The organism is Acidovorax sp. CCYZU-2555, from assembly GCF_018413525.1.
Classification (GTDB): domain Bacteria; phylum Pseudomonadota; class Gammaproteobacteria; order Burkholderiales; family Burkholderiaceae_C; genus Comamonas.
In genome coordinates this window covers 16,020-36,155 of record NZ_JAHCDD010000034.1, presented here as the reverse complement: position 1 = coordinate 36,155, position 20,136 = coordinate 16,020, and the positions used below count along the sequence as shown (strand labels likewise).

The window sequence follows — 20,136 nt, the reverse complement described above, 5'->3', positions numbered from 1 at the left end:
CGCCGCCTCGCTCACCGCGGCGCGTCACAGGGCGATTGCCAGTAAGCCGCGCCGCCGCGCGCGCAGGCCAGATCCATATCGTCAGCCAAGTCTGATGGTGTCGCCGAAGAGGACGCAGGCCCAGCGGCGTAAAGCAGCGTGCCTGCGGCCAATGGGCGGTACAGCTCGACATGCGTGACGGTGAAGCTTTGGGGCATCAAGGCGCGGACCTTGTAAATGCAGGCGACGGGTTCGGCCAGCGCCGGGGGCAGGGTACTGGCGGCCTGCCAGGCAGCCCAGGTCCAGGCGGCAAGAATGCCGTCGTATTCGTCGGGTCGAGACGGAATTCGGTCCAGCGGCGCAGCGGGGTGGTTCTGCGCCACCCATTCCTCGAATTTCGCGCGTCTTATGTCCTGTGCTGTCATTGGTCTGGTCTCCGCAACGGTACAAGCGAGGGCTGCCGGCGCGACGCAATGGTCGCCTGGCCGGTGCTGCCATGGGGATTTCGTCACGCCGCCGCACTTTCAGTTCCATCCCCGCGTGACCGTTTTTTCAGGTCGCATGCCTTGAATCTTTGCCCATGGCTTCCAATTTCCGGAACCCCGCGCCCGTTTTGGGCTCCAACCCATTTGTTATCCATTCAGGAGCTGAAGCATCCATGACACACGACGAAATCCGCGCGACTCTGACCCTGTGCCTGCTGGCCTCGTTTGCCGATGGAGAAAAGCATGACCGTGAACGCGAGCAGATCCGCCAGGTGGCGCAAGGGCTGGCGGGAGACCAGGCCATCAATCTGCCCGGCTTGTACCAGGACGTGCTGCTGCGCCGCGTTCAGTTGCAGGACGTGCTGGCGCAGTTGACCAGCACGGACTCGCGCCAGTTGGCCTATGAGATGGCGGTCTGCGTCTGCGATGCCGACGGCCAGACCAGCCCCAAGGAAGAAGCGTTTCTCGCGCAGGTGCGCCAGGCCTGGGGCATGGGCGGCGCGGCCGCTGCGCCGGCTGCTGCGGCTGCGGTGGGCAGCGACTGGGGGCGTGGCGATGAAAGCTTCGATGCCCAGGCCCGCGCCGTGGCCGATGCGCCGCTGAAGACCGCCGTGGCGGGCACTGCGCTGGCCGAAGCGGCGCTGCCCCAGGGCGTGGCCGTGCCGCACCCGGCCGCCGTGGACGCCTTGCCGTCGACGGCGGCGCAGCGCCGGCCGGGCACTCTGTCGGCTGCCGACATGGACAGCAAGATCCTGAAGTCGTCGATCATGAATGGCGCCATCGAACTGCTGCCCGAGAACCTGTCGACGCTGGCCATCATTCCCTTGCAGATGCGCCTGGTCTATCAGATCGGCCAGAGCTATGGCTATGAACTCGATCGCGGCCACATCAAGGATCTGCTGGCGGCGCTGGGCGTGGGCCTGACTTCGCAGTACCTCGAAGAGGCCGGACGCAAGCTGCTCAGCGGCTTGCTGGGCAAGGCCGGCAAGGGCTTCTTCGGTGGCGTGGGACGCCAGGCGGTGAGCAGCGGCATGAGTTTCGCTTCGACCTATGCGCTGGGTCATGTGGCCAATCAGTACTATGCGGGCGGCCGTACGCTGTCGACCGACATGCTCAAGGACGCCTATCAGCATGTGATGAAGGACGGCCGTGAGCTGCAGGCGCGCTATCTGCCGCAGATGCAGGAGACCGCGCGCGGTCTGAACACCGCCAAGATCATGGCGATGGTGCGCGGCGCCTGACGCGCTTGTTGTGGTGCCTGCGCCCCGGGCGCAGGCGCTGCAGCATCGGCTGACAGCTGTTACCGCGGCGGTGTCGGCCACAGGGCAATAATGGCGGCATGGAGCCATTACTAGATCATCTGTCCGAGACCGTCAGCTCGGCCAAAACGTTGGAAGAGCTGTCGCGTCCCTTGCTGGAAATGCTGGTGTCCGTCACCGGCATGGAATCCACCTATCTGACGACCATCGATCTGCAGCACAACCTGCAGCATGTGCTGTTTGCGCGCAATACCAGCGAGATGCAGATTCCCGAGGGCTTGTCGGTTCCCTGGGAAGACACGCTGTGCAAGCGCGCGCTCGATGAAGAGCAGCCGTTTGCCGACGATGTCGGCCTGCGCTGGGGCGATTCGGACGCCGCGCGCGCGCTGCAGATCCAGACCTATCTGAGCACTCCCGTGCGCCTGGCCGACGGCGCCTTGTACGGCACGCTGTGCGCTGCCAGTTCGGCACGGCGCGAACTGCCCGAGCAGGCGCGGCATCTTCTGTCGCTTTTCGCAACGTTGATCGCCCAGCAGGTGGAGCGCGAGTTGCTGGTGCGCCGGCTGATGGAGGCCAATTCCCGTCTGAGCACCTATGCGAACACCGACCCGCTGACCGCGCTGGCGAACCGGCGCGCGCTGCACCAGGCGCTGACCCGCCTGCTGGAGCAGGGCGCGCGGCGCGGCATTGGGGTGCTGGTGGCGTTCATCGATCTCGATGGCTTCAAGGCCATTAACGACACTTATGGCCATGATGTAGGAGACCAGTTTCTGATTGCACTGGCCGAGCGCCTGCGCAATTTGCTGCGCGCCGAAGATCTTGCAGCGCGCCTGGGCGGAGACGAGTTCGTGGTCATCGCGCTGGGCCCCGAACGGCTCGACATGCTGGCCGATGCCGAGCAGGCATTCGCGCAAAGAGTGTTCCAGGCAACGCGTGGCGAGTACCAACTGGGCGCGTTGCAGATGCATTACGACGGCGCGAGCGTGGGCGTGCTGGGCGTGGCGCCGGGCAGCCAGAATGCGATGCAGGCGCTGCAGGCCGCCGACGCGGCCATGTATCAAGTCAAGCAGGCGCGCAGGAGTCAGCTCTCGCACATGCATTGAGCGCGGGCCGCGCCGAATGGAAAAAGTCCACCGGCTGCAGGGCAACCGGTGGACTTTCAATCGGCACTGGCCGGAGGCCTACAAGCGGCCCATGAGCAGAAGCACAATCAGGACGACCACCACCAGGCCCAGAACGCCGCTGGGTGCATAGCCCCAACTGCGGCTGTGCGGCCAGGACGGCAGTGCTCCGACGAGCAGCAGAATAAGGATGATCAAAAGGATGGTGCTGATGGCCATGGTCAACTCTTTTCTGTTTGGTTAATAAGCGATCGCTTCAAGCGCGCATCTCATCTGCGGCGACTGGAAGGGAGCGTTTGAGGCCCCCTCCCGCCCTCGGGATGCGACCCTGGGTTGACCATAAGTCCGGGCCGCTCGCGCCCGGGTAGGATGCCGCCGCATTGACTCGCATGCTTATTGGAAGTGCCGGTCACTGCCGGCCAAAACCCAGGTGCTTTGGTTCGGTGTATTCGGACCATCCGTGGCGTTGACCTTCATGGGAATACGGGTCAGAAGCCAGACGCCGATCCGCGAAGCGCTGCTGCAGCGGGTGGCACATGCCGACGCAACGCCTCCAGCGCTCGCTTCACCCCTGCCCGAGGTCCACCCGTTCGGCCAGGAAATCCAGAAATGCACGCACGCGCAGGGGCAGGTATCCGCCTTGACCGACATACACGGCGTGGACTTCCTCGATATCGCCGGGATTGCAGTCTTCAAGCACGGGCCGCAGGCGGCCGGCGGCAATGTCTTCGCGCACCTGGAAAGCCGCCAGGCGTGCCAGCCCCAGTCCTGCGAGGGCCAGCCGGTGCAAGGCCTCGCCATCACTGGCCTGGGCGTTGCCGGTGACCGGCAGTACGACATCTTCACCCGCATGGCGCAGCGGCCAGCCGGGCTGGGCCCGCACATGGTTGGGCCCCAAGCGGTTGTGCGCCAGCAATTGTTCCGGTGTAGTGGGCGTGCCGTGGCGAGCCAGGTAGCTGGGCGTTGCGACAATCATCATGCGCGTGGCGCCGAGCTTGCGCGCCACCAGATTCGAGCTTTTCAGCGGGCCGGCACGCACCGCCACGTCGGTGCGCTGCTCCAGGATGTCGATGACTTCGTCGGTCAGCACGATGTCCAAGGTCACGTCTGGATGCTGCGCCAGAAACTCCGGTGCCAGCGGCAGCAGGAAGTGATGCCCGAACGGCACGTTGGCATTGACGCGCAAGCGGCCGCGCGGCGTGCTGTGCTCGTTGGCGCAGCGTTCGGCTTCTTCCAGATCGGCCAGGATGCGCACACCGCGCTCGTAGAACGCGCAGCCTTCGGCGGTGATCTGCAATTGGCGGGTGGAGCGATTCACCAGCCGCGCGCCCAGGCGTTGTTCCAGTCGGGCAACCAGCTTGCTGACCGCCGAAGGCGTCATGCCGCACACGCGGGCGGCGGCGGAAAAACCGCCCAGTTCGATGACCCGAACAAACACTTCCAGTTCGCCGGATCGGTTCACGTCCAGCCGCGCCACAGCTGCCTCCTTGATGAAATCAACGCATAAATGATGTTCCTCGGAACAGTCTATTCCGAAGTGATCTTTGAATTCATAATTTTTCTCTAGAAGGTCTTTCAATTCATCAACAAAGAAAATCCATGACAACAGTTTCCAAGGCTTCGGTGGCAGCCATGCTCAGCGTGGCGCTTGCGGCAGCCACGGCCTTGTCGGCCACGCCCGCAATCGCCTGCGCGTGGGTCGCAACCTGGCAGGCCAGTCCGCAAGCCACCTGGGGAGACGACTTCCTGTTTCCTGCCAATGTCCCACCCGTGCTGTACGACCAGACCGTGCGCCAGGTCGCGCGCGTCAGCCTGGGGGGACAACGCCTGCGCATCGTGTTGTCCAACGCTTATGGCGCCGAGCCCATCGTCGTGGGCAAGACCACCATCGCCCGGCCTATAGGCAGCGGGGCGGTTGCAGTCGACAGCCTGCGGTCGCTGACATTTGGCGGGAAGAATGAGGCAACGCTGCTTCCCGGCGCAACGTTGGTCAGTGATCCCGTGGACTTGGACGTTCCGGCACTGGCACAGGTGGCGGTGAGCATCCATTTGCCGAATGCGACGGCCGTAAGCACTTTTCACTGGGACGGCCGCCAGACGGCCTGGATCGCGCCCGGGGACCAGACGGCCAGCGCCGCGCCGGCGAAGGCAGGTGATGCCCTGCAGAACACCACGGCCCGCCCGCTGCTGACGGGAATCCAGGTGGAAACCGCAACGGTCGCGCGGGCCGTCGTGGTTCTGGGCGACTCCATCACCGACGGCGCGAGCGCCAGCCTCGACAGGGACCGCCGCTGGCCCGATTTCCTGGCGGCCCGGCTGGCTGCGCATGGGGTGGCGGTCGTCAATGCGGGCATTTCGGGCGCGCGACTGCTGTCCGACGGCATGGGGGTCAATGCCCTGGCGCGCCTGGAGCGCGACGTGCTGGCCCAGCCGGGCGCAAGCAGCGTCATCGTGCTGCTGGGCATCAACGATATTGCCTGGCCGGGCACGGTGTTCGCGCCCAATGCTGCACGCCCGACGCTGGATGCGTTGACGGCGGGCTACCGGCAACTGGTCGCACAGGCCCATGCGCGCGGCGTGCGCGTGATCGGCGCCACGCTGACGCCATTTGAGGGCGCTTTGCCCGGCACGCCTCTGAGCAACTACTACCAGCGCGACAAGGAGGTCCTGCGCCAGCGGGTGAACGACTGGATTCGCGGCAGCGGCGTGTTTGATGCGGTGATCGACTTCGATGCCGCGCTGCGCGATCCTGAGCATCCCACCCGGATGGCCGCGCGCTTTGATTCCGGCGACCGCCTGCACCCTGGCGACGAGGGCAACCGCGCAATGGCGCAAGCCGTCGATCTCGAAGCGGTGCTTGCGCAAGTCGGGGTCGCGCCCGGCGATACCTCGAAGATCTTGCGGGAGCGCTCGATCATGCTACCTGGCCCCGGCGAAACGCGCCGCTGAAGAGGGGTGGCATGAAAAAAGGGCCCTGAGGCCCTGGTCGTTGCAGCCGTCACGCAGACGGCTGACCGGTGCATTTCAGCCCATGCTTATTGCGGCGTACGCTGCTGGGAAGGGTTGTTGCCACTGCCCGGTTGCTGTTGCTGGCCCGGATTGTTCTGCTGCTGCTGACCCGGATGGGTAGGGCTGCCTGGTTGCTGCTGACCGGGATTGGTCTGTTGCTGCTGGCCCGGGTTTTGCGGGTTGCCGGGTTGCTGGTTGGGATTGTTCTGCTGTTGCTGCTGCCCCTGGCGGTTGGGGTCGTTTTGCTGCTGCTGGCCTGGATTGTTCTGGTTATTGTTGGCGTTCTGGCTCTGGTCTTGCTGTGTCATTTCCATACTCCTTGAGGTGTCGGTAACGGTACTCAGTGATCGGCTGCCACTGAAGCTTTACTTTGGACCTCTGAGGATTTGGCGGGTGTAGGACAGTCAGGTCCTTACCTTTTGTTGCGCTGGATTAGGGTCACCAATGGAGACGCGTGTGGACGCAGGGACAATAGTGCAAGCCCGGCCACTGATACAACAGCAGCCAAGCACCTAAGTCCGGTGCGCTTATCGCGCAAGCGATAGGCAGGATGCTGGGCCCGCTGGCCTTCTCTTGAAAAGGAATAAACAATGAATCTGCGCCCCAACCGCCGCCATTCCCTGGGTCTGCTGGCCATGCTGGCCGCCACGGCCTGTCTGCCTGCGCTGGCCGCGGCCCCGGCCAAGACCGCGATGGAAGTCTGGAAGGACCCGAACTGCGGCTGCTGCAAGGATTGGATCGCGCTGATGGAAAAGGCCGGCTTTGCCGTGACCGTGCACGACACCGGCAACAACGCCGTGCGCGCCAAGCTGGGCCTGCCGCAGCGCCTGGGCTCCTGTCACACGGCCCTGGTCGGCGGCTATCTGCTCGAAGGCCATGTGCCGGCCGCCGACGTGCGCCGCCTGCTCAAGGAAAAGCCCAAGGCGCTGGGCCTGGCCGTTCCCGGCATGCCCGTGGGCAGCCCCGGCATGGACGGCCCCGAATACGGCGGCCGCAAGGATCCGTACGAGGTGCTGCTGGTCACGAAGAATCTGATGGGCAGCGATGTGAGCACCAAGGTGTTCGCCAGCCACCGTTCGTGAACGCACGGCGCAATCGCGCCGCACTTTCTTCGCGGGTCGGCTTTTGCTGTTAGCCTGCCATGGCCGGCAAGGCGCAGGCCATGCCAGCGACGACCATCGTCCCCCCATTTTTAAGTGAACCCACCATGACCAGCCCGCTGTACAACGCTTCCGTTCCCGTCCTGCAGCAGATGCTGCGCGCCCTGTCCGACGTGCTGAAAAAAGCCGAAGACCACGCGACGCAAAAGAACATCGAGCCCAATGCGCTGCTGCAGGCACGACTGTTCCCCGACATGTTCCCGCTGGCCCGTCAGGTACAGATTGCCGCCGACTTCTCCAAGGGCATCACTTCCCGCCTGGCCGGCGCTGAAGTCCCATCTTGGCCCGATACCGAAGCCAGCTTCGCCGACCTGCAGGCGCTGATCGCCAAGGCCCTGGCCCACATCGAATCCTTCACGCCCGAACAATTCGACCTCAGCGAAACCCGCGAAATCGTTCTGCGCCCCGGCACGCCCAAGGAAAAGAAGCTGGCTGCGAGCGCCTACCTGCTGCACTACGGTCTGCCGCAGTTCTTCTTCCATGTGACCACGGCCTATGCCATCCTGCGCCACAACGGCGTGGAGATCGGCAAGCGCGACTACATGGGCGCTTACTGACCCGTTGACAAACGGCGTGCCTTTCGCGCGCGATGATTCCGTCAAGTTTTCGAGGCAGGGCTGGTGGACATGCTCTTGTCCCATGTCAAGTGGCACTCGGGGCTCTGCTGGTATATCTTGGGCGTGATCGTCAGTGATATCCATGAAAGGCAAGACCATGAACCGTGCAGACTCCAACAGCCAGTCCCGGGCTTCTGTTCGCGTGGAGGCGAATGTCGGCGAGAGCTTCTGGCGCAAGAGCGCCAAGGACACCTTGCCCCCGCCGGACATGGTCGGCCCGTACATGCGCAATCGCCCGGTGCCGGGAATGCCGGTGCCGGGACGCAAGGCGTGGATCATCGGCAGCGGCATTGCCGGAATGGCGGCGGCTTTCTACCTCATCCGCGACGGCGGCATGAAGGGGGATGACATCACCATCCTCGACGGCCTGCGCGTCACGGGCGGCTCGCTCGATGGCGCGGGCAATGCCGAGGACGGCTATATCGTGCGCGGCGGCCGCGAGATGAACTGGAACTACGACAACTTCTGGGACCTGTTCCAGGACGTGCCGGCGCTGGAGCTGCCTGCAGGCTACAGCGTGCTGGACGAGTACCGCTGGGTCAACGACAACGATCCCAACTGGTCCAAGGCCAGGCTGATGCACAAGCAAGGCCAGCTGCGCGATTTCGCGACGCTGGGTTTGAGCAAGGCGCACCAGTGGGAGGTCGTCAAGCTGCTGCTCAAGCGCAAGGAAGACCTGGACGATGTCACCATCGAGGAGTACTTCAGCAAGAGCTTCCTCGAGACCAACTTCTGGTATCTGTGGCGTTCGATGTTCGCTTTCGAGAACTGGCAAAGCCTGCTGGAAATGAAGCTGTACATGCATCGTTTCCTCGATGCCATCGACGGCCTCACCGACATGTCGGCCCTGGTGTTCCCCAAGTACAACCAATACGACAGCTTTGTCGTGCCGCTGACGCGCATGCTGCAGGAGCAGGGCGTGCGCGTGCAGTTCGACACCCGCGCCCACGATCTGGACTTGCGTGAGGAGGGCGGCGAGCGCACCGTGACCGCGATCCGCTGCAAGGTGGAGGGGCGCGAGCAGACCATCGCCGTCGGCGCCGACGACGTGGTGTTTGCGCTCACCGGCTCGATGACCGAAGGCACGGCCTATGGCGACATGGATACCGTGCCGGTACTCGCGCGTGCCAACGCCGATCCGGGCGAGGACAGCGACTGGACGCTGTGGCGGAACCTGGCGAAGAAATCGCCGGTCTTCGGCAAGCCCGATAAGTTCTGCGGCGATGTCGCGCGCTCGATGTGGGAGTCGGCCACGCTGACCTGCAAACCTTCGCCGTTGATCGACAAGCTCAGGGAGCTGGCGGTCAATGACCCGTACTCGGGCAAGACCGTCACCGGCGGCGTCATCACCTTCACCGATTCCAACTGGGTGATGAGCTTCACCTGCAACCGCCAGCCGCACTTTCCCGAACAGCCCGGCGATGTGCTGGTGCTGTGGGTCTATGCACTGCTGATGGACAAGGACGGCAACCATATCAAGAAGCCCATGCCGGAGTGCACCGGGCGCGAGATCCTTGCCGAGCTGTGCCACCATCTGGGCATTTCCGAAGAATTCGACGCCGTGGCCGCCAACACCAAGGTGCGCCTGGCGCTGATGCCCTACATCACCGCCCAGTTCATGCCGCGCGCGGCGGGCGACCGACCCCATGTGGTGCCGCAAGGCTGCACCAATCTGGCCTTGCTGGGCCAGTTCGTCGAGACCAGCAACGATGTGATCTTCACGATGGAGAGTTCGGTGCGCACGGCGCGCATCGGTGTCTACACGCTGCTGGGCCTGCCCAAGCAGGTGCCCGACATCAGCCCCACGCAGTACGACATCCGCAACATCCTCAAAGGCGCGCGGGCGCTGAACAACAACGCGCCTTTTCCGGGCGAGCGCCTGCTGCATCGCCTGCTGGGCAGCAGCTACTACGCCCATGTGCTGCCGCCGCTGCCGGAAAACGAGGAAACACTGCGCGAACGCGCCGAGGCCGAGCTGTCTTCGCTGCTGGGCAAGGGCAGTCAGGCCTTGATGACGGCTTCGGGCTGGATGGGGCGCTGGCGCGAAGGGCTGCGGGATAAGTCCAAATAACAGCGCTTTTGGCGGCTGCGCGCAGAAAGGATCGTTCGGTCCTGTGCGTGGCGAGTCGCGTGGGCGGCTTCAAGGGGGAAGAGGGCGTCCAGAGAGCGCGCGCTCATACCTTGGCGAGGAAGGCCGCCGCATCACCCGCTTCACACTTCCAGTCTGCGAAGACCCCAACCAGATTGCATTCCACGCAGCGGCAAGCGATGTAATACCAGCGCACGTCATGTGTGCCCTCGTACACACAGACGCCGGACACCAGCTCGAACGCCTCGTTCTCGCACACGCACTCGTGCGCCTCGGGGGCAGCCTCTTCCACGTGGTCCGCGCTGTCGCCCATCAGGTGTTCCTGCCCGCAGTCGGTGCAGGTGCGGATTGCCACGCCGGCTTCTTCATCTGTCTGCAGCGCAAAAGTCCGGCACCCGCAATCGCATTTGGACGAGGCAAACCGGACGGCCTCATGGCGATTCGCAACGCTGTAGCTGCGCAGCTCGGCTTGGGTGTCGCCGGACGTCGTCCCGTACCAGAACTCGCCCTTCTTCGTCAGTGCCATTGATGTTGTTCCATTCTTCAAGGTGGGCTTCCCGGCAGACCTGACGCCAGGCTTGCCCCGATCCTCTGGATTTTGCCTGAAGGCACGGCGAATCGTCGTCAAGGGGCCGGGCCGGGGTGGTCGCCGACATTCGATGTTGAAGCGCCTGCGTCAGTTCTCAGCCTGAAGCCGTCAGCGCCCCGCATTGAGAACTTGCTTGGCCATCGAGTGCATTGCGGAGTACGGCCAAAACTGGGCCGGCATGCCCTTCGATGGCGCGAAAATGGCGGTTTCAAAGAATCGAGGTATGCATGAACAATCCGGCCCATGATGATCTGTTGAACCGTTACCGCAAGGCGGCGGCCGAGGCCCAGCAAAAGGAGCAACTGGTGCGCGTGGTTGCGGCCAAGGGGCCGCGGGCGATTCAGTTGGCGAGCGAGACCGCGGCCAAGGCCGTGCGTCGGCGCAAGGTGCTGGAAGCACAACTGGAGCAGCTGGGGATTGTGGAGCGGTAAGGAGGCTTTGGGGAGATGGGGCCAGGCTCAGCACGAATAGCGAATGGCCGTTCGCCTTGAGCGATGTAAGCGAGCAAAGGTCTCGCAAGGCGTCAAAAAGAAACAGCGGGCTTCACCCCCCGTTCGTCCTGAGCCCGTCGAAGGATGAACGGCCTGTGCTCAAGTCATGAGGACGGGCCGTTCATGGTTCGACGCGGCCGGCAAGGCAGGCTCACCACGAACGGGTCACGGTTTCGCCGCCGCTTGCCTAATCGCTCACTTTCTAAGTCATTGATTTGGTGGGGGAAAGCTTTTTCTTGAGGGCTTGTCGAAGGCGTCTCGGCCCGAAGGATGAACCCCGAGGGGTGCCCCAATCAAGCCCTGGCCTGATCCAACTCCGCACTCTCCATCCACTGCGCAAAGCTGCTCGCACAGCGCACGACTTCGCCGACGACCACCACGCTGGGGCTGCCCAGTTTTTCCTGGGCAACGACCGCAACGAGTTCATCCAGCCGTGCAATCGCATGGCGCTGGTGGGGCTGGGACGCGTTCTGGATCACGGCCACGGGCGTGTCGCGGGGCAGGCCTTGCAGCAGGCCCTGGGCGATATCGGCCACGCCTTTCATTCCCATGTAGATCACCAGCGTGAGCCGCGCCGCATGCGCGGTGGCGGCGAGCTGGGGCCAGGCGATGGGTTCGGCACCGGGGCGGGTATGGCCGGTGATGAACAGCACGCCATGCGCATGATCGCGGTGGGTCAGCGGCGCGCCGATCTGCGTCATGCCCGCAAGGCCTGCGGTAATGCCGTTGACGATATCGACTTCCACGCCCGCGGCGCGCAGGTGGTCGGCTTCCTCGCCGCCGCGGCCGAAGATGAACGGGTCGCCGCCCTTGAGGCGCACGACGTTTTCGCCTTCGAGCACATTGGTCAGGATGAGCTTTTCAATGAAGGCCTGGGGCGTGCTCTGGCAGCCGCCGCGCTTGCCCACGGCGATCAGGCGCGCGGTAGGCGGGGCCAGCGCGACGATGGCGTCGCTGACCAGGTCGTCGATCAGCAGCACGGTCGCGGCCTGGATGGCCTTGAGGGCCTTGAGGGTCAGCAGGTCCGGGTCGCCGGGGCCGGCGCCTACCAGTGTGCAGCGGCCCATGGGCACGGAGTTCTTGAGAAGAGTCATGGTGGGCCTCAGGCGTTCAAGGGTTCATGGAAGCGGACCACGGCCGTGGTCTGCACATGGCGTTTGAGTTCGGGAATGCAGGAGCCGCATTGCGTGCCGCAGCCCAGGCGTTGCTGCAGCTGCAGCAGGCGTTCGCCGTCGTTGCCCGGGCATTGGCTGAGCGTCTGCACGATGCTGTCGAGCGTCACGTTCATGCAACTGCAGACCTGGGGGCTGCGCGCCTTGGTGCCTGTCGGCGGCGTCGCGCCCTGGGTCAGCATCAGGTGCGAAGGCTGGGGCGGGTCCATTTCCTGGGCCAGCAGCTGCGACAGCCAGGCGCCCGCGCTGGTGTCGCCCGTGAGCAGCATGGCTTCCAGGCGCAGCGCATCCTGGTCGCCGCGCACCACCTGCAAGGCGCGGGTCTGTTGGCGGCGGCGGTCGTTGTAGCGGATCACCTGGTCGCCCGCAAGCCCCAACAATTGTTCGATCTGCTGCAGCACTTCGGCGGCCGGCGGCTGGTGTGCGCAGGCGCGCAGCAGCACGCCGCTGCGCGTTTGCGCGGCCGCGCTCAGCGGCACCTGGTTGCTGAACGGCACGCAGGTCGCGAATTCGAAATGGCCCATCAGCGCCGACAGCGCCTGGCGCACTTCGAGCACGCGTTCCGCGGGCAGCCAGGCCATGGCCAGCAGCGACCAGGGCAAGGCGACCTTGCGCACGGTGACGGCCGTGTGCTTGAGTTCGGGCTGTTTGGACACGGGGCAGAACGCGGGCTGGGTCAGCGCGTTGATGCCCAGCAGGCGCTGGCCGTCGGCGGCGCGGCCGCTCAGGAACTCGCTGCCCCAGTGCATGGGCATGAACATGCGCGTGGGCGCGAGCTGGGCGTCGGACTGCAGCGCCACCATGAGCGTGCCGCGGCGGCTGGTGAGCTGCACCAGTTCGCCTTCGCCCAGGTCTTGCTGCGCCATGTCTTGCGGGTGCATGTGCAGCCGCGGTTCTGCCGCGTGGCTGAACAGCCGGCCCAGCGTGCCGGTGCGGCTCATGCCATGCCATTGGTCGCGCAGCCGGCCCGTGGTGAGCGCGAACGGAAATTCGGCGTCGACGGGTTCGGCCAGCGGCTGGTAGGGCGCGGCATGAAAGCGCGCCTTGCCGTCGGCGGTGGGGAAGACGCCGTCTTCATAGAGCCGCGCCTTGCCCTGCGCCGCGCCCGCGGGCAGGGGCCATTGCTGCGGGGCTTGCTCCAGCTGCGCCCAGGACAGGCCCGTGATGTCGAGATCGCGGCCCGCGGTGCTCGCGCGGTGTTCTTCCCACAGCGCCTGCGCGCCGGCGTCGGCCGGCTCCACGGGATAGGGGAACAGCGTGGGCTGGCCGGGGCGCAGCCGGGCTTCAAGCCGGTGGGCGAGCTGCACGGCGATCTGCCAGTCGTGGCGCGCCGCGCCCGAGGCCGGCACGGCGGCGCGCACGCGCGAGATGCGGCGTTCGCTGTTGGTGACCGTGCCCACTTTCTCGCCCCAGGTCGTCGCGGGCAGCAGGATATGGGCGTGGCGCGCGGTCTCGGTGGTGGTGAAGGCTTCCTGCACCACGACCAGTTCGGCGCGTTCGAGCGCGCGCTGCACCGTGCGCTGGTCTGGCATGCTTTGCGCGGGGTTGGTGCAGGCAATCCACAGCGCCTTGATTTCGCCATCGGCCGCGGCTTCGAACATTTCGACGGCGGTCTTGCCGGGCTTGGCCGGAACATCGGTCACGCCCCACAGCGCGGCGACTTCGGCGCGGTGGGCGGCATTGCCCAGATCGCGGTGGCCGCTGAGCAGGTTGGCCATGCCGCCGACTTCGCGCCCGCCCATGGCGTTGGGCTGGCCCGTGAGCGACAGCGGGCCCGCGCCGGGCTTGCCGATCTGGCCCGTGGCCAGGTGCAGATTGATCAGCGCGGCGTTCTTCGCCGTGCCGCTGCTGCTCTGGTTGAGGCCTTGGCAATAGAGGCTCAGCGTGGCCGGCGATTGCGCAAACCATTGCGCGGCCTGCAGCAGGTCTTGTTCGCTGATGCCGCATTCCTGCGACACGCGTGCCGGCGTGGCTGTCGCCACCAGGCTTTCGAGCGTGTCGAAGCCTGTGGTGTGGGCGGCGATATAGGCGCGGTCCACCCAGCCCCGGGCCAGCATCAGGTGCAGCATGCCCTGGAACAGCAGCACGTCGGTGCCGGGCGCGATCGGCAGGAACAGATCGGCCAGGCTGGCGGTGTCGGTGCGGCGCGGGTCGGCGACGATCACCTTGAGCGCCGGGTTCGCGGCTTTCGCGGCTTCGAGGCGGCGAAACAGAATGGGGTGGGCCCAGGCCGCGTTGCTGCCGACCAGGAACACGCATTGCGCCTTTTCGAGGTCTTCGTAGCAGGCGGGCGGCGCGTCCGCGCCCAGCGTGGCCTTGTAGCCCGCGACGGCGCTGCTCATGCAAAGGCGCGAGTTGGTGTCGAGGTTGTTGCTGCCTATCAGGCCTTTGACCAGCTTGTTGAACGCGTAATAGTCTTCGGTCAGCAACTGGCCGCTGAGGTAGAAGCCCACGGCGTCGGGGCCGTGTGCGGTGATGATGCGCGCGAGCTGGTCGCTGGCGGTGTCGAGCGCGCTGTCCCAGGCCACGGGCACAGCGGGGCCGTCGCGCTGCAGGCGTTGCAGCGGCTGCAGCAGCCGGGTCTGGCGCGTGACCGCGGCCGAGGCCGTGAGGTGCAGCGTGCTGCCCTTGGTGCAGAGCTTGCCGAAGTTCGCGGGGTGCAGCGGATCACCCTGGACTCCGGTGATCTGGCCGTCCTGTGCTTCGATGATCACTCCGCAACCAACGCCGCAGTAGGGGCAGGTGGAGCGCGTTTGCGTGACAGGGGAGGCGGTCATGGGGATTTTTGAATGTGGGGGCGAAAGAGGGGGCAGCGCGCGCTTCAGGCGGGCTTGTTCTGGTCTTCGGCGGCGCTGTCGGCGAGCGGGGTTTCGCCGAACATCAAACGGTCGCGGATGTCGGCGATGCTGCTGCCTTCGCGCAACAGCTTGAAGTACCAGCTGCCGTCGATGGTGTCGCCGTAGAGGCAGGCGCCGACCAGCTTGTCGTCGGCGATCACCAGCTTCTTGTAGACGCCGCTGATCGGGTCGCTGAGCACGATTTCCTCGGTGATGTCCGAGCCCTTGAAGTCGCCGGCCGAGAACAGATTGATGCCCGTGACCTTGAGCTTGGTCGAGGTGACCGAGCCCTGGTAGCGGCTGATGCCCAGCTCCGCAAGGTGGTTGGCCAGCACCTTGCCCTGTTCGAACAGCGGCGCGACCAGGCCATAGGCAATGCCGCGGTGGGCCGCGCATTCGCCCACGGCGTAGATGCGCGGGTCGGTCGTGGTCTGCAGCGTGTCGTGCACCACGATGCCGCGGTTCACCTGCAGGTAGGCGGCTTCGGCCAGCGCGGTGTTGGGGCGTATGCCCACGGCCATCACGACCAGGTCGGCCGGCACTTCGCTGCCGTCCTTGAAGCGCACGGCGCGCACGCGGCCGGCCTCGTTGGCCAGCAGCTCCTGCGTCTGCGCACCCATCAGGAATTGCATGCCGCGGTCGTGCAGCGATTTGCGCAGCAGCTGCGAGGCGACTTCGTCGAGCTGGCGCTCCAGCAGCCAGTCGTTGACATGCACCACGGTGACCTGCATGCCGCGCTTGATCAGGCCGTTCGCGGCTTCGAGGCCCAGCAGGCCGCCGCCTATGACCACCGCATGGCGGTACTGCGTGGCGGCGTCGATCATCGCCTGGGTGTCGGCGATGTCGCGGTAGCCCAGCACGCCTTCGAGTTGATTGCCGGGAACGGGCAGGATGAAGGGGTTGGAACCCGTGGCCATGATCAGCCGGTCGTAAGGCGCGCTCAGCGCCTCGCCCGCGGCGTTGACCGCATGCACGGTGCGCGACTGGCGATCGATGGACGTGACCGTATAGCCCGCATGTAGCGTGATGCCGTTGTCGGTGTACCAGCTCCAGTCGTTGAGAACGATCTGTTCCAGCGTCTGTTCGCCGGCGAGCAGCGGCGACAGCATGATGCGGTTGTAGTTGGGATGGGGCTCCCTGCCGAACACGGTGATGTCATACAGATCCGGCGCCAGCTTGAGCAACTCCTCCAGCGCGCGCACGCCTGCCATCCCGTTGCCTATCATGACCAGTCTGGATTTCTTCATCTCTATGTCCTTCATTGCCAGTTCTGAAAGCGCAAAAGCGTCTGTCCCTGCACAGCCTGGCTGTAGGGAAAGACGCCTTTGTCATGGGTTTGGGCCCATCGTCGGACCGAAACCTTTGTGACCTTCAGTGGCCACGCAAGGGTTCAAGCAATTTGCGGGCCAGCCTGGTGCAGCCTTGCCGCCAGCCACTGCCTGGCGGGTCATGCACTGAGATGGTGAGCCGGCTGCTGCATTCGGGTGCAGACACCGGCCGGGCGGGCAATCGCGGTGCGACGGCCGGGCTTTCAGGCGATGGTCATCAGGCTCGCATTGCCGCCCGCGGCCGCGGTGTTGACGCTCAGCGCGCGTTCCATCACCAGGCGCTCCAGCGGCACGGCGATGGAGCCGCTGGCGGCATGGGCTATGCCCACGATGGGCCCGGGCCGCGCCGCGAGCGCCTGGCTGGCCTGGCGCAGCGATGCCGTGTCGCCATGGTGGAGCACGGCGTCGAAGGCCAGGCTGTCGGTCGACCAGTCGCGCACCAGATCGATCGCCTGTTGCACGGCCAGCGGCAGGCGCGCGTGCAGCGCCAGGGCGCTGGCGGGCCAGACCGCGCGGCTGCCCACGGCCAGCACGGCGGCGAGCTGGGTCAGCCGGTCTTCGTCGTTCGCCGCCAGGCACAGCACGGCCACGCGCGGCGCGAGCGTGTAGACATTGCGCTCGCCCGTGGGGCCTTGCAGTTCCCAGGCGTCCTGGCCATGGGCCAGCGCCTGCAAATGGGTGCAGGCGGTGACCAACTGCGGCCGGCCGGACTGCGCGGCCCATTGGTGCAACTGCGCCAGCGCCGATTCCGCATGCCAGCGCTGCGGTGCTGGCGCCGTCTCTGCCCTGGCCGGCAGCGCGCGCTGCAGCACATCGTCGGGGCGCTGCGACAGCAGGCGGTAGAGGTATAGCGGGCCGCCGGCCTTGGGGCCGGTGCCCGACAGGCCTTCGCCGCCGAAAGGCTGAACGCCCACCACCGCGCCGACCATGTTGCGGTTCACGTAGACATTGCCCGCATGCGCCGCGCCCACCACCTGGGCGATGGTTTCGTCTATGCGCGTGTGCAGGCCCAGCGTGAGGCCGTAGCCCGTGGCGTTGATCTGCGCGAGCAGATGGGCCAGGTCCTTGCGGCGGTAGCGCACGATGTGCAGCACCGGGCCGAAGATTTCGCGCTGCAGTTCGGCGATGCTGTCGAGCGTGATGAGTGTAGGCAGCACGAACGTGCCCCGGGCCAGCACCGCGTCGTCGGCGTTCCAGGCCGTGCGCACCACCTTGCGGCCCTTGGCCCGCATCTGTTCGATATGGGCCTCTATGCCGTCGCGTGCCGGCGCATCGATCACCGGGCCGATATCGACGGCCAGTTGCGCCGGGTCGCCTATGCGGCTTTGCGCGATCGCGCCTTCGAGCATTTCGATCACGCGGTCGGCGCAGTCGTCCTGCAGGCACAGCACGCGCAGCGCCGAGCAGCGCTGGCCCGCGCTGTCGAACGCCGAGGCGACGACATCGGCGACCACCTGTTCCGCGAGCGCCGACGAGTCGACGATCATCGCGTTCTGGCCGCCGGTTTCGGCGACCAGCGGCACGGGCTGGCCGTTGCGGCCCAGGCGCTGGGCCAGCGCGCGCTGCAGAATGCGCGCGACATCGGTGGAGCCCGTGAACAGCACGCCTTGCACGCGTGCGTCGCCGACCAGCGCCGCGCCCACGGTTTCGCCCTGGCCGGGCAGCAGCTGCACCACGTCGCGCGGCACGCCGGCCTGCCACAGGCGGCGCACGGCATGGGCGGCAATCAGCGGCGTCTGTTCTGCGGGCTTGGCCAGCACCGGGTTGCCCGCGGCAATCGCGGCGCTGACCTGGCCTATGAAGATCGCCAGCGGGAAATTCCAGGGGCTGATGCAGACCACGGGGCCCAGCGGGCGGTGGGTGTCCACCGCGAAATCGGCGCGCGCCTGGGCCGCGTAAAAGCGCAGGAAGTCGACGGCTTCGCGCACTTCGGCGATGGCGTTGGCCGCGGTCTTGCCGGCTTCGCGCGCCAGCAGGCCCATGAGCTGCGGCAGATCGGCTTCGAGCAGATTGGCGGCCGCGTCGAGCGCGGCGGCGCGCACCGCGGGCGGCGTGTCGGCCCAGCGGTCGGCGGCGAGCGCGGCGGCGAGCGCGGACTCCACGTCCTGCGACGAGGCTTCGCGCACCCGGCCCACGAGGTCCTGCAGATTCGCGGGGTTGCGGATCTCTACGTCGGCGCCGTCGAATGCCTGGAGCGCAGCCGTCTCATGGTCGCCTGGCGCGAGCAGGGGCGCGGCGGACCAGTCGGCCGGCGCCTGCATGGCTTCGCCGATGGCCTGCAGCATGTGCTCGTTCGACAGATCGAGGCCCAGCGAATTCGCGCGCGCCGCGCCATAAAGCGCGACGGGCAGCGCGATCGCCGCATGGGGCAGGCCATATTGGCCGTCCTGCGCTGCCATGCGCTCCACGGTCTGCACCGGGTCTTCGACCAGCGTTTCGAGCGCAATGGAGGGGTCGGCGATGCGGTTCACGAACGAGGTGTTGGCGCCGTTTTCGAGCAGCCGGCGCACCAGGTAGGCGAGCAGCGTTTCATGCGTGCCCACAGGCGCGTAGATGCGGCAGGGCCGGCCCAGCGCCGACACCACTTGCTCGTACAGCGGCTCGCCCATGCCGTGCAGGCATTGGAACTCGTATTGGCCGGGCGTGTAGATCGCGGGGTCGGCCATCTCGTGAATGGCCGCGACCGTGTGCGCGTTGTGCGTGGCGAATTGTGGAAACACCGCGTCGGGCGCTTCGAGCAGCTTGCGCGCGCAGGCGAGGTAGGCGACGTCGGTGTGGGGCTTGCGCGTGTAGACCGGGTAGCCTTGCTGGCCGTCGACCTGGGCGCGCTTGATTTCGCTGTCCCAGTACGCGCCCTTGACCAGGCGCACCATCAGCCGGTGGCCGCTGCGGCGCGCGAGATCCACCAGGAAGTCGATCACCGCCGGGCAGCGCTTCTGGTAGGCCTGGATCACAAAACCTATGCCGTTCCAGCCGGCCAGCGCGGGCTCGAAGCACAGGCGTTCGAGCAGGTCCAGCGACAGCTCGAGCCGGTCGGCCTCCTCGGCATCGATGTTCAGGCCGATGTCATGGCCCTTGGCCTGCACGGCCAGCGCGAGCACGCGCGGGTAGAGCTCCTGCATCACGCGCGTGTACTGCGCGCGGCTGTAGCGCGGGTGCAGCGCCGACAGCTTGATCGAGATGCCCGGGCCGGCTTGCACGCCCGCGCCTTTGGCGGCCTGGCCGATCGCATCGATGGCCTGCTGGTAGTCGGCCAGATAGCGCCGGGCATCGCTTTCGGTCAGCGCGGCTTCGCCCAGCATGTCGTACGAATAGCGAAAGCCCTGGGCTTCGAGGCCCTTGGCATGCTGCAAGGCGTCGGCAATCGTTTCGCCAGCGACGAACTGTTCGCCCATCATGCGCATCGCCATGTCTACGCCCTTGCGAATCAGCGGCTCGCCGCCCTTGCCGATGATGCGCCCCAGCGTGGTCGACAGCCCGGTCTCGCTGTGCGTCGCGACCAGCCGGCCCGTGAGCAGCAGGCCCCAGGTGGCGGCGTTGACGAACAGCGACGGGCTCTGGCCCAGATGCTGGCGCCAGTCGCCGTCGGCGATCTTGTCGCGTATCAGCGCGTCGCGCGTCGCGGCGTCGGGAATGCGCAGCAGCGCTTCGGCCAGGCACATCAGCGCCACGCCTTCGTTCGACGATAGCGAATACTCCTGCAGAAGGCCTTGCACCATGCCCGCGCGGCCGCTGGCGCTCTTGCGCTCGCGCAGCCCGCGTGCGAGTTGCAGAGCGAGTGCATTCGCGGCCCGGGCGTCGTCGGTGCGCGGGCGCGCGAGTTCCATCAGCGCGGCCATCACGGCCTCGGGTTCAGGCCGCCGCGTCGCGGCCGTGATGGCGTCGCGCAGCGCGCCGCGGTGTTGCGTGGGGCCGTCGACAAAAGCGGGAAGGGAGGCCGGGGCAGCAAGGATGGACATGGGAAACAGGGTTAGTTGATGTGGCAATGGTGCATCGGCAT

Annotated in this window: 15 protein-coding genes and 1 pseudogene; 7 read left to right on the top strand and 9 right to left on the bottom strand. The window is 66.2% G+C overall.

The genetic code is table 11. The annotated features are described in order from the left end of the window. Nucleotides 1-11 precede the first annotated feature (11 nt). The gene (locus tag KHY18_RS13455) at nucleotides 12-404 is read right to left on the bottom strand and encodes a hypothetical protein (RefSeq protein WP_213300563.1); all 393 of its coding nucleotides are present in this window, start codon (nucleotides 402-404) and stop codon (nucleotides 12-14) included. Between the two features lie 233 nt (nucleotides 405-637). On the opposite strand from KHY18_RS13455, the gene KHY18_RS13450 reads away from it, so the two are divergent. After that, on the top strand, nucleotides 638-1,705 hold the full coding sequence (locus KHY18_RS13450) for a YcjF family protein (protein WP_213300561.1): 1,068 nt from the start codon (nucleotides 638-640) through the stop codon (nucleotides 1,703-1,705). A gap of 98 nt (nucleotides 1,706-1,803) precedes the next feature. Then, nucleotides 1,804-2,826, top strand: a complete 1,023-nt coding sequence (locus KHY18_RS13445; protein WP_213300559.1) for a sensor domain-containing diguanylate cyclase — start codon at nucleotides 1,804-1,806, stop codon at nucleotides 2,824-2,826. A gap of 78 nt (nucleotides 2,827-2,904) precedes the next feature. Here the strand turns inward: KHY18_RS13445 and KHY18_RS13440 are convergent, their stop codons facing one another. Both KHY18_RS13440 and KHY18_RS13435 read right to left on the bottom strand, forming a co-directional pair. Continuing rightward, nucleotides 2,905-3,063, bottom strand: a complete 159-nt coding sequence (locus KHY18_RS13440; RefSeq protein ID WP_213300558.1) for a DUF3309 family protein — start codon at nucleotides 3,061-3,063, stop codon at nucleotides 2,905-2,907. A gap of 346 nt (nucleotides 3,064-3,409) precedes the next feature. Then, a complete protein-coding gene (locus tag KHY18_RS13435; protein WP_213300602.1) occupies nucleotides 3,410-4,321 on the bottom strand; it encodes a LysR family transcriptional regulator in 912 nt (303 codons plus the stop codon). A gap of 122 nt (nucleotides 4,322-4,443) precedes the next feature. Between KHY18_RS13435 and KHY18_RS13430 the strand changes: the two genes are divergently transcribed. Further along, entirely contained in the window at nucleotides 4,444-5,793 is a 1,350-nt protein-coding gene (locus tag KHY18_RS13430) for an SGNH/GDSL hydrolase family protein (RefSeq protein WP_249729110.1), read from the top strand. An 86-nt stretch (nucleotides 5,794-5,879) separates the two neighbouring features. Here the strand turns inward: KHY18_RS13430 and KHY18_RS13425 are convergent, their stop codons facing one another. After that, nucleotides 5,880-6,161, bottom strand: a complete 282-nt coding sequence (locus KHY18_RS13425; RefSeq protein ID WP_213300557.1) for a hypothetical protein — start codon at nucleotides 6,159-6,161, stop codon at nucleotides 5,880-5,882. A gap of 327 nt (nucleotides 6,162-6,488) precedes the next feature. On the opposite strand from KHY18_RS13425, the gene KHY18_RS13420 reads away from it, so the two are divergent. The 3 genes from KHY18_RS13420 to KHY18_RS13410 all read left to right on the top strand — a co-directional run bounded on the left by KHY18_RS13420 (nucleotide 6,489) and on the right by KHY18_RS13410 (nucleotide 9,701). Continuing rightward, nucleotides 6,489-6,935 (top strand): DUF411 domain-containing protein, encoded by a 447-nt coding sequence (locus tag KHY18_RS13420; RefSeq protein WP_249729116.1) that lies wholly within the window; start codon nucleotides 6,489-6,491, stop codon nucleotides 6,933-6,935. A gap of 125 nt (nucleotides 6,936-7,060) precedes the next feature. Next, nucleotides 7,061-7,570, top strand: coding sequence for a DUF1993 domain-containing protein (locus KHY18_RS13415; RefSeq protein WP_213300555.1), 510 nt, complete (start codon nucleotides 7,061-7,063; stop codon nucleotides 7,568-7,570). Between the two features lie 157 nt (nucleotides 7,571-7,727). Then, on the top strand, nucleotides 7,728-9,701 hold the full coding sequence (locus KHY18_RS13410) for an oleate hydratase (protein ID WP_249729109.1): 1,974 nt from the start codon (nucleotides 7,728-7,730) through the stop codon (nucleotides 9,699-9,701). A 103-nt stretch (nucleotides 9,702-9,804) separates the two neighbouring features. Here the strand turns inward: KHY18_RS13410 and KHY18_RS13405 are convergent, their stop codons facing one another. Further along, complete coding sequence (locus KHY18_RS13405) at nucleotides 9,805-10,245, bottom strand: hypothetical protein (protein WP_213300552.1); 441 nt, start codon at nucleotides 10,243-10,245, stop codon at nucleotides 9,805-9,807. A gap of 290 nt (nucleotides 10,246-10,535) precedes the next feature. Between KHY18_RS13405 and KHY18_RS13400 the strand changes: the two genes are divergently transcribed. Then, a complete protein-coding gene (locus KHY18_RS13400; RefSeq protein WP_213300549.1) occupies nucleotides 10,536-10,739 on the top strand; it encodes a hypothetical protein in 204 nt (67 codons plus the stop codon). Between the two features lie 353 nt (nucleotides 10,740-11,092). On the opposite strand, the gene cobA is transcribed toward KHY18_RS13400, so the two are convergent. The 4 genes and pseudogenes from cobA to putA all read right to left on the bottom strand — a co-directional run bounded on the left by cobA (nucleotide 11,093) and on the right by putA (nucleotide 20,095). Next, nucleotides 11,093-11,893 carry a uroporphyrinogen-III C-methyltransferase gene (gene cobA, locus KHY18_RS13395; RefSeq protein WP_213300546.1) on the bottom strand — a complete coding sequence of 267 codons (801 nt, stop codon included), beginning with the start codon at nucleotides 11,891-11,893 and terminating at the stop codon, nucleotides 11,093-11,095. An 8-nt stretch (nucleotides 11,894-11,901) separates the two neighbouring features. Next, nucleotides 11,902-14,748: a nitrate reductase gene (locus KHY18_RS13390; protein WP_213300543.1), complete on the bottom strand. Its 2,847-nt coding sequence runs from the start codon at nucleotides 14,746-14,748 to the stop codon at nucleotides 11,902-11,904. Between the two features lie 47 nt (nucleotides 14,749-14,795). After that, a pseudogene (locus tag KHY18_RS13385) lies at nucleotides 14,796-16,055 on the bottom strand (NAD(P)/FAD-dependent oxidoreductase); the annotation flags it as partial. A 284-nt stretch (nucleotides 16,056-16,339) separates the two neighbouring features. Then, nucleotides 16,340-20,095, bottom strand: a complete 3,756-nt coding sequence (gene putA / locus KHY18_RS13380; protein ID WP_213300540.1) for a trifunctional transcriptional regulator/proline dehydrogenase/L-glutamate gamma-semialdehyde dehydrogenase — start codon at nucleotides 20,093-20,095, stop codon at nucleotides 16,340-16,342. Nucleotides 20,096-20,136: the final 41 nt, after the last annotated feature.

Bases quoted from the DNA above. Each gene is read 5' to 3' on its own strand.
- KHY18_RS13455 (WP_213300563.1), bottom strand. From the start codon at position 404: ATGACAGCACAGGACATAAGACGCGCGAAATTCGAGGAATGGGTGGCG.
- KHY18_RS13450 (WP_213300561.1), top strand. From the start codon at position 638: ATGACACACGACGAAATCCGCGCGACTCTGACCCTGTGCCTGCTGGCC.
- KHY18_RS13445 (WP_213300559.1), top strand. From the start codon at position 1,804: ATGGAGCCATTACTAGATCATCTGTCCGAGACCGTCAGCTCGGCCAAA.
- KHY18_RS13440 (WP_213300558.1), bottom strand. From the start codon at position 3,063: ATGGCCATCAGCACCATCCTTTTGATCATCCTTATTCTGCTGCTCGTC.
- KHY18_RS13430 (WP_249729110.1), top strand. From the start codon at position 4,444: ATGACAACAGTTTCCAAGGCTTCGGTGGCAGCCATGCTCAGCGTGGCG.
- KHY18_RS13425 (WP_213300557.1), bottom strand. From the start codon at position 6,161: ATGACACAGCAAGACCAGAGCCAGAACGCCAACAATAACCAGAACAAT.
- KHY18_RS13420 (WP_249729116.1), top strand. From the start codon at position 6,489: ATGCTGGCCGCCACGGCCTGTCTGCCTGCGCTGGCCGCGGCCCCGGCC.
- KHY18_RS13415 (WP_213300555.1), top strand. From the start codon at position 7,061: ATGACCAGCCCGCTGTACAACGCTTCCGTTCCCGTCCTGCAGCAGATG.
- KHY18_RS13410 (WP_249729109.1), top strand. From the start codon at position 7,728: ATGAACCGTGCAGACTCCAACAGCCAGTCCCGGGCTTCTGTTCGCGTG.
- KHY18_RS13405 (WP_213300552.1), bottom strand. From the start codon at position 10,245: ATGGCACTGACGAAGAAGGGCGAGTTCTGGTACGGGACGACGTCCGGC.
- KHY18_RS13400 (WP_213300549.1), top strand. From the start codon at position 10,536: ATGAACAATCCGGCCCATGATGATCTGTTGAACCGTTACCGCAAGGCG.
- cobA (WP_213300546.1), bottom strand. From the start codon at position 11,893: ATGACTCTTCTCAAGAACTCCGTGCCCATGGGCCGCTGCACACTGGTA.
- KHY18_RS13390 (WP_213300543.1), bottom strand. From the start codon at position 14,748: ATGACCGCCTCCCCTGTCACGCAAACGCGCTCCACCTGCCCCTACTGC.
- putA (WP_213300540.1), bottom strand. From the start codon at position 20,095: ATGTCCATCCTTGCTGCCCCGGCCTCCCTTCCCGCTTTTGTCGACGGC.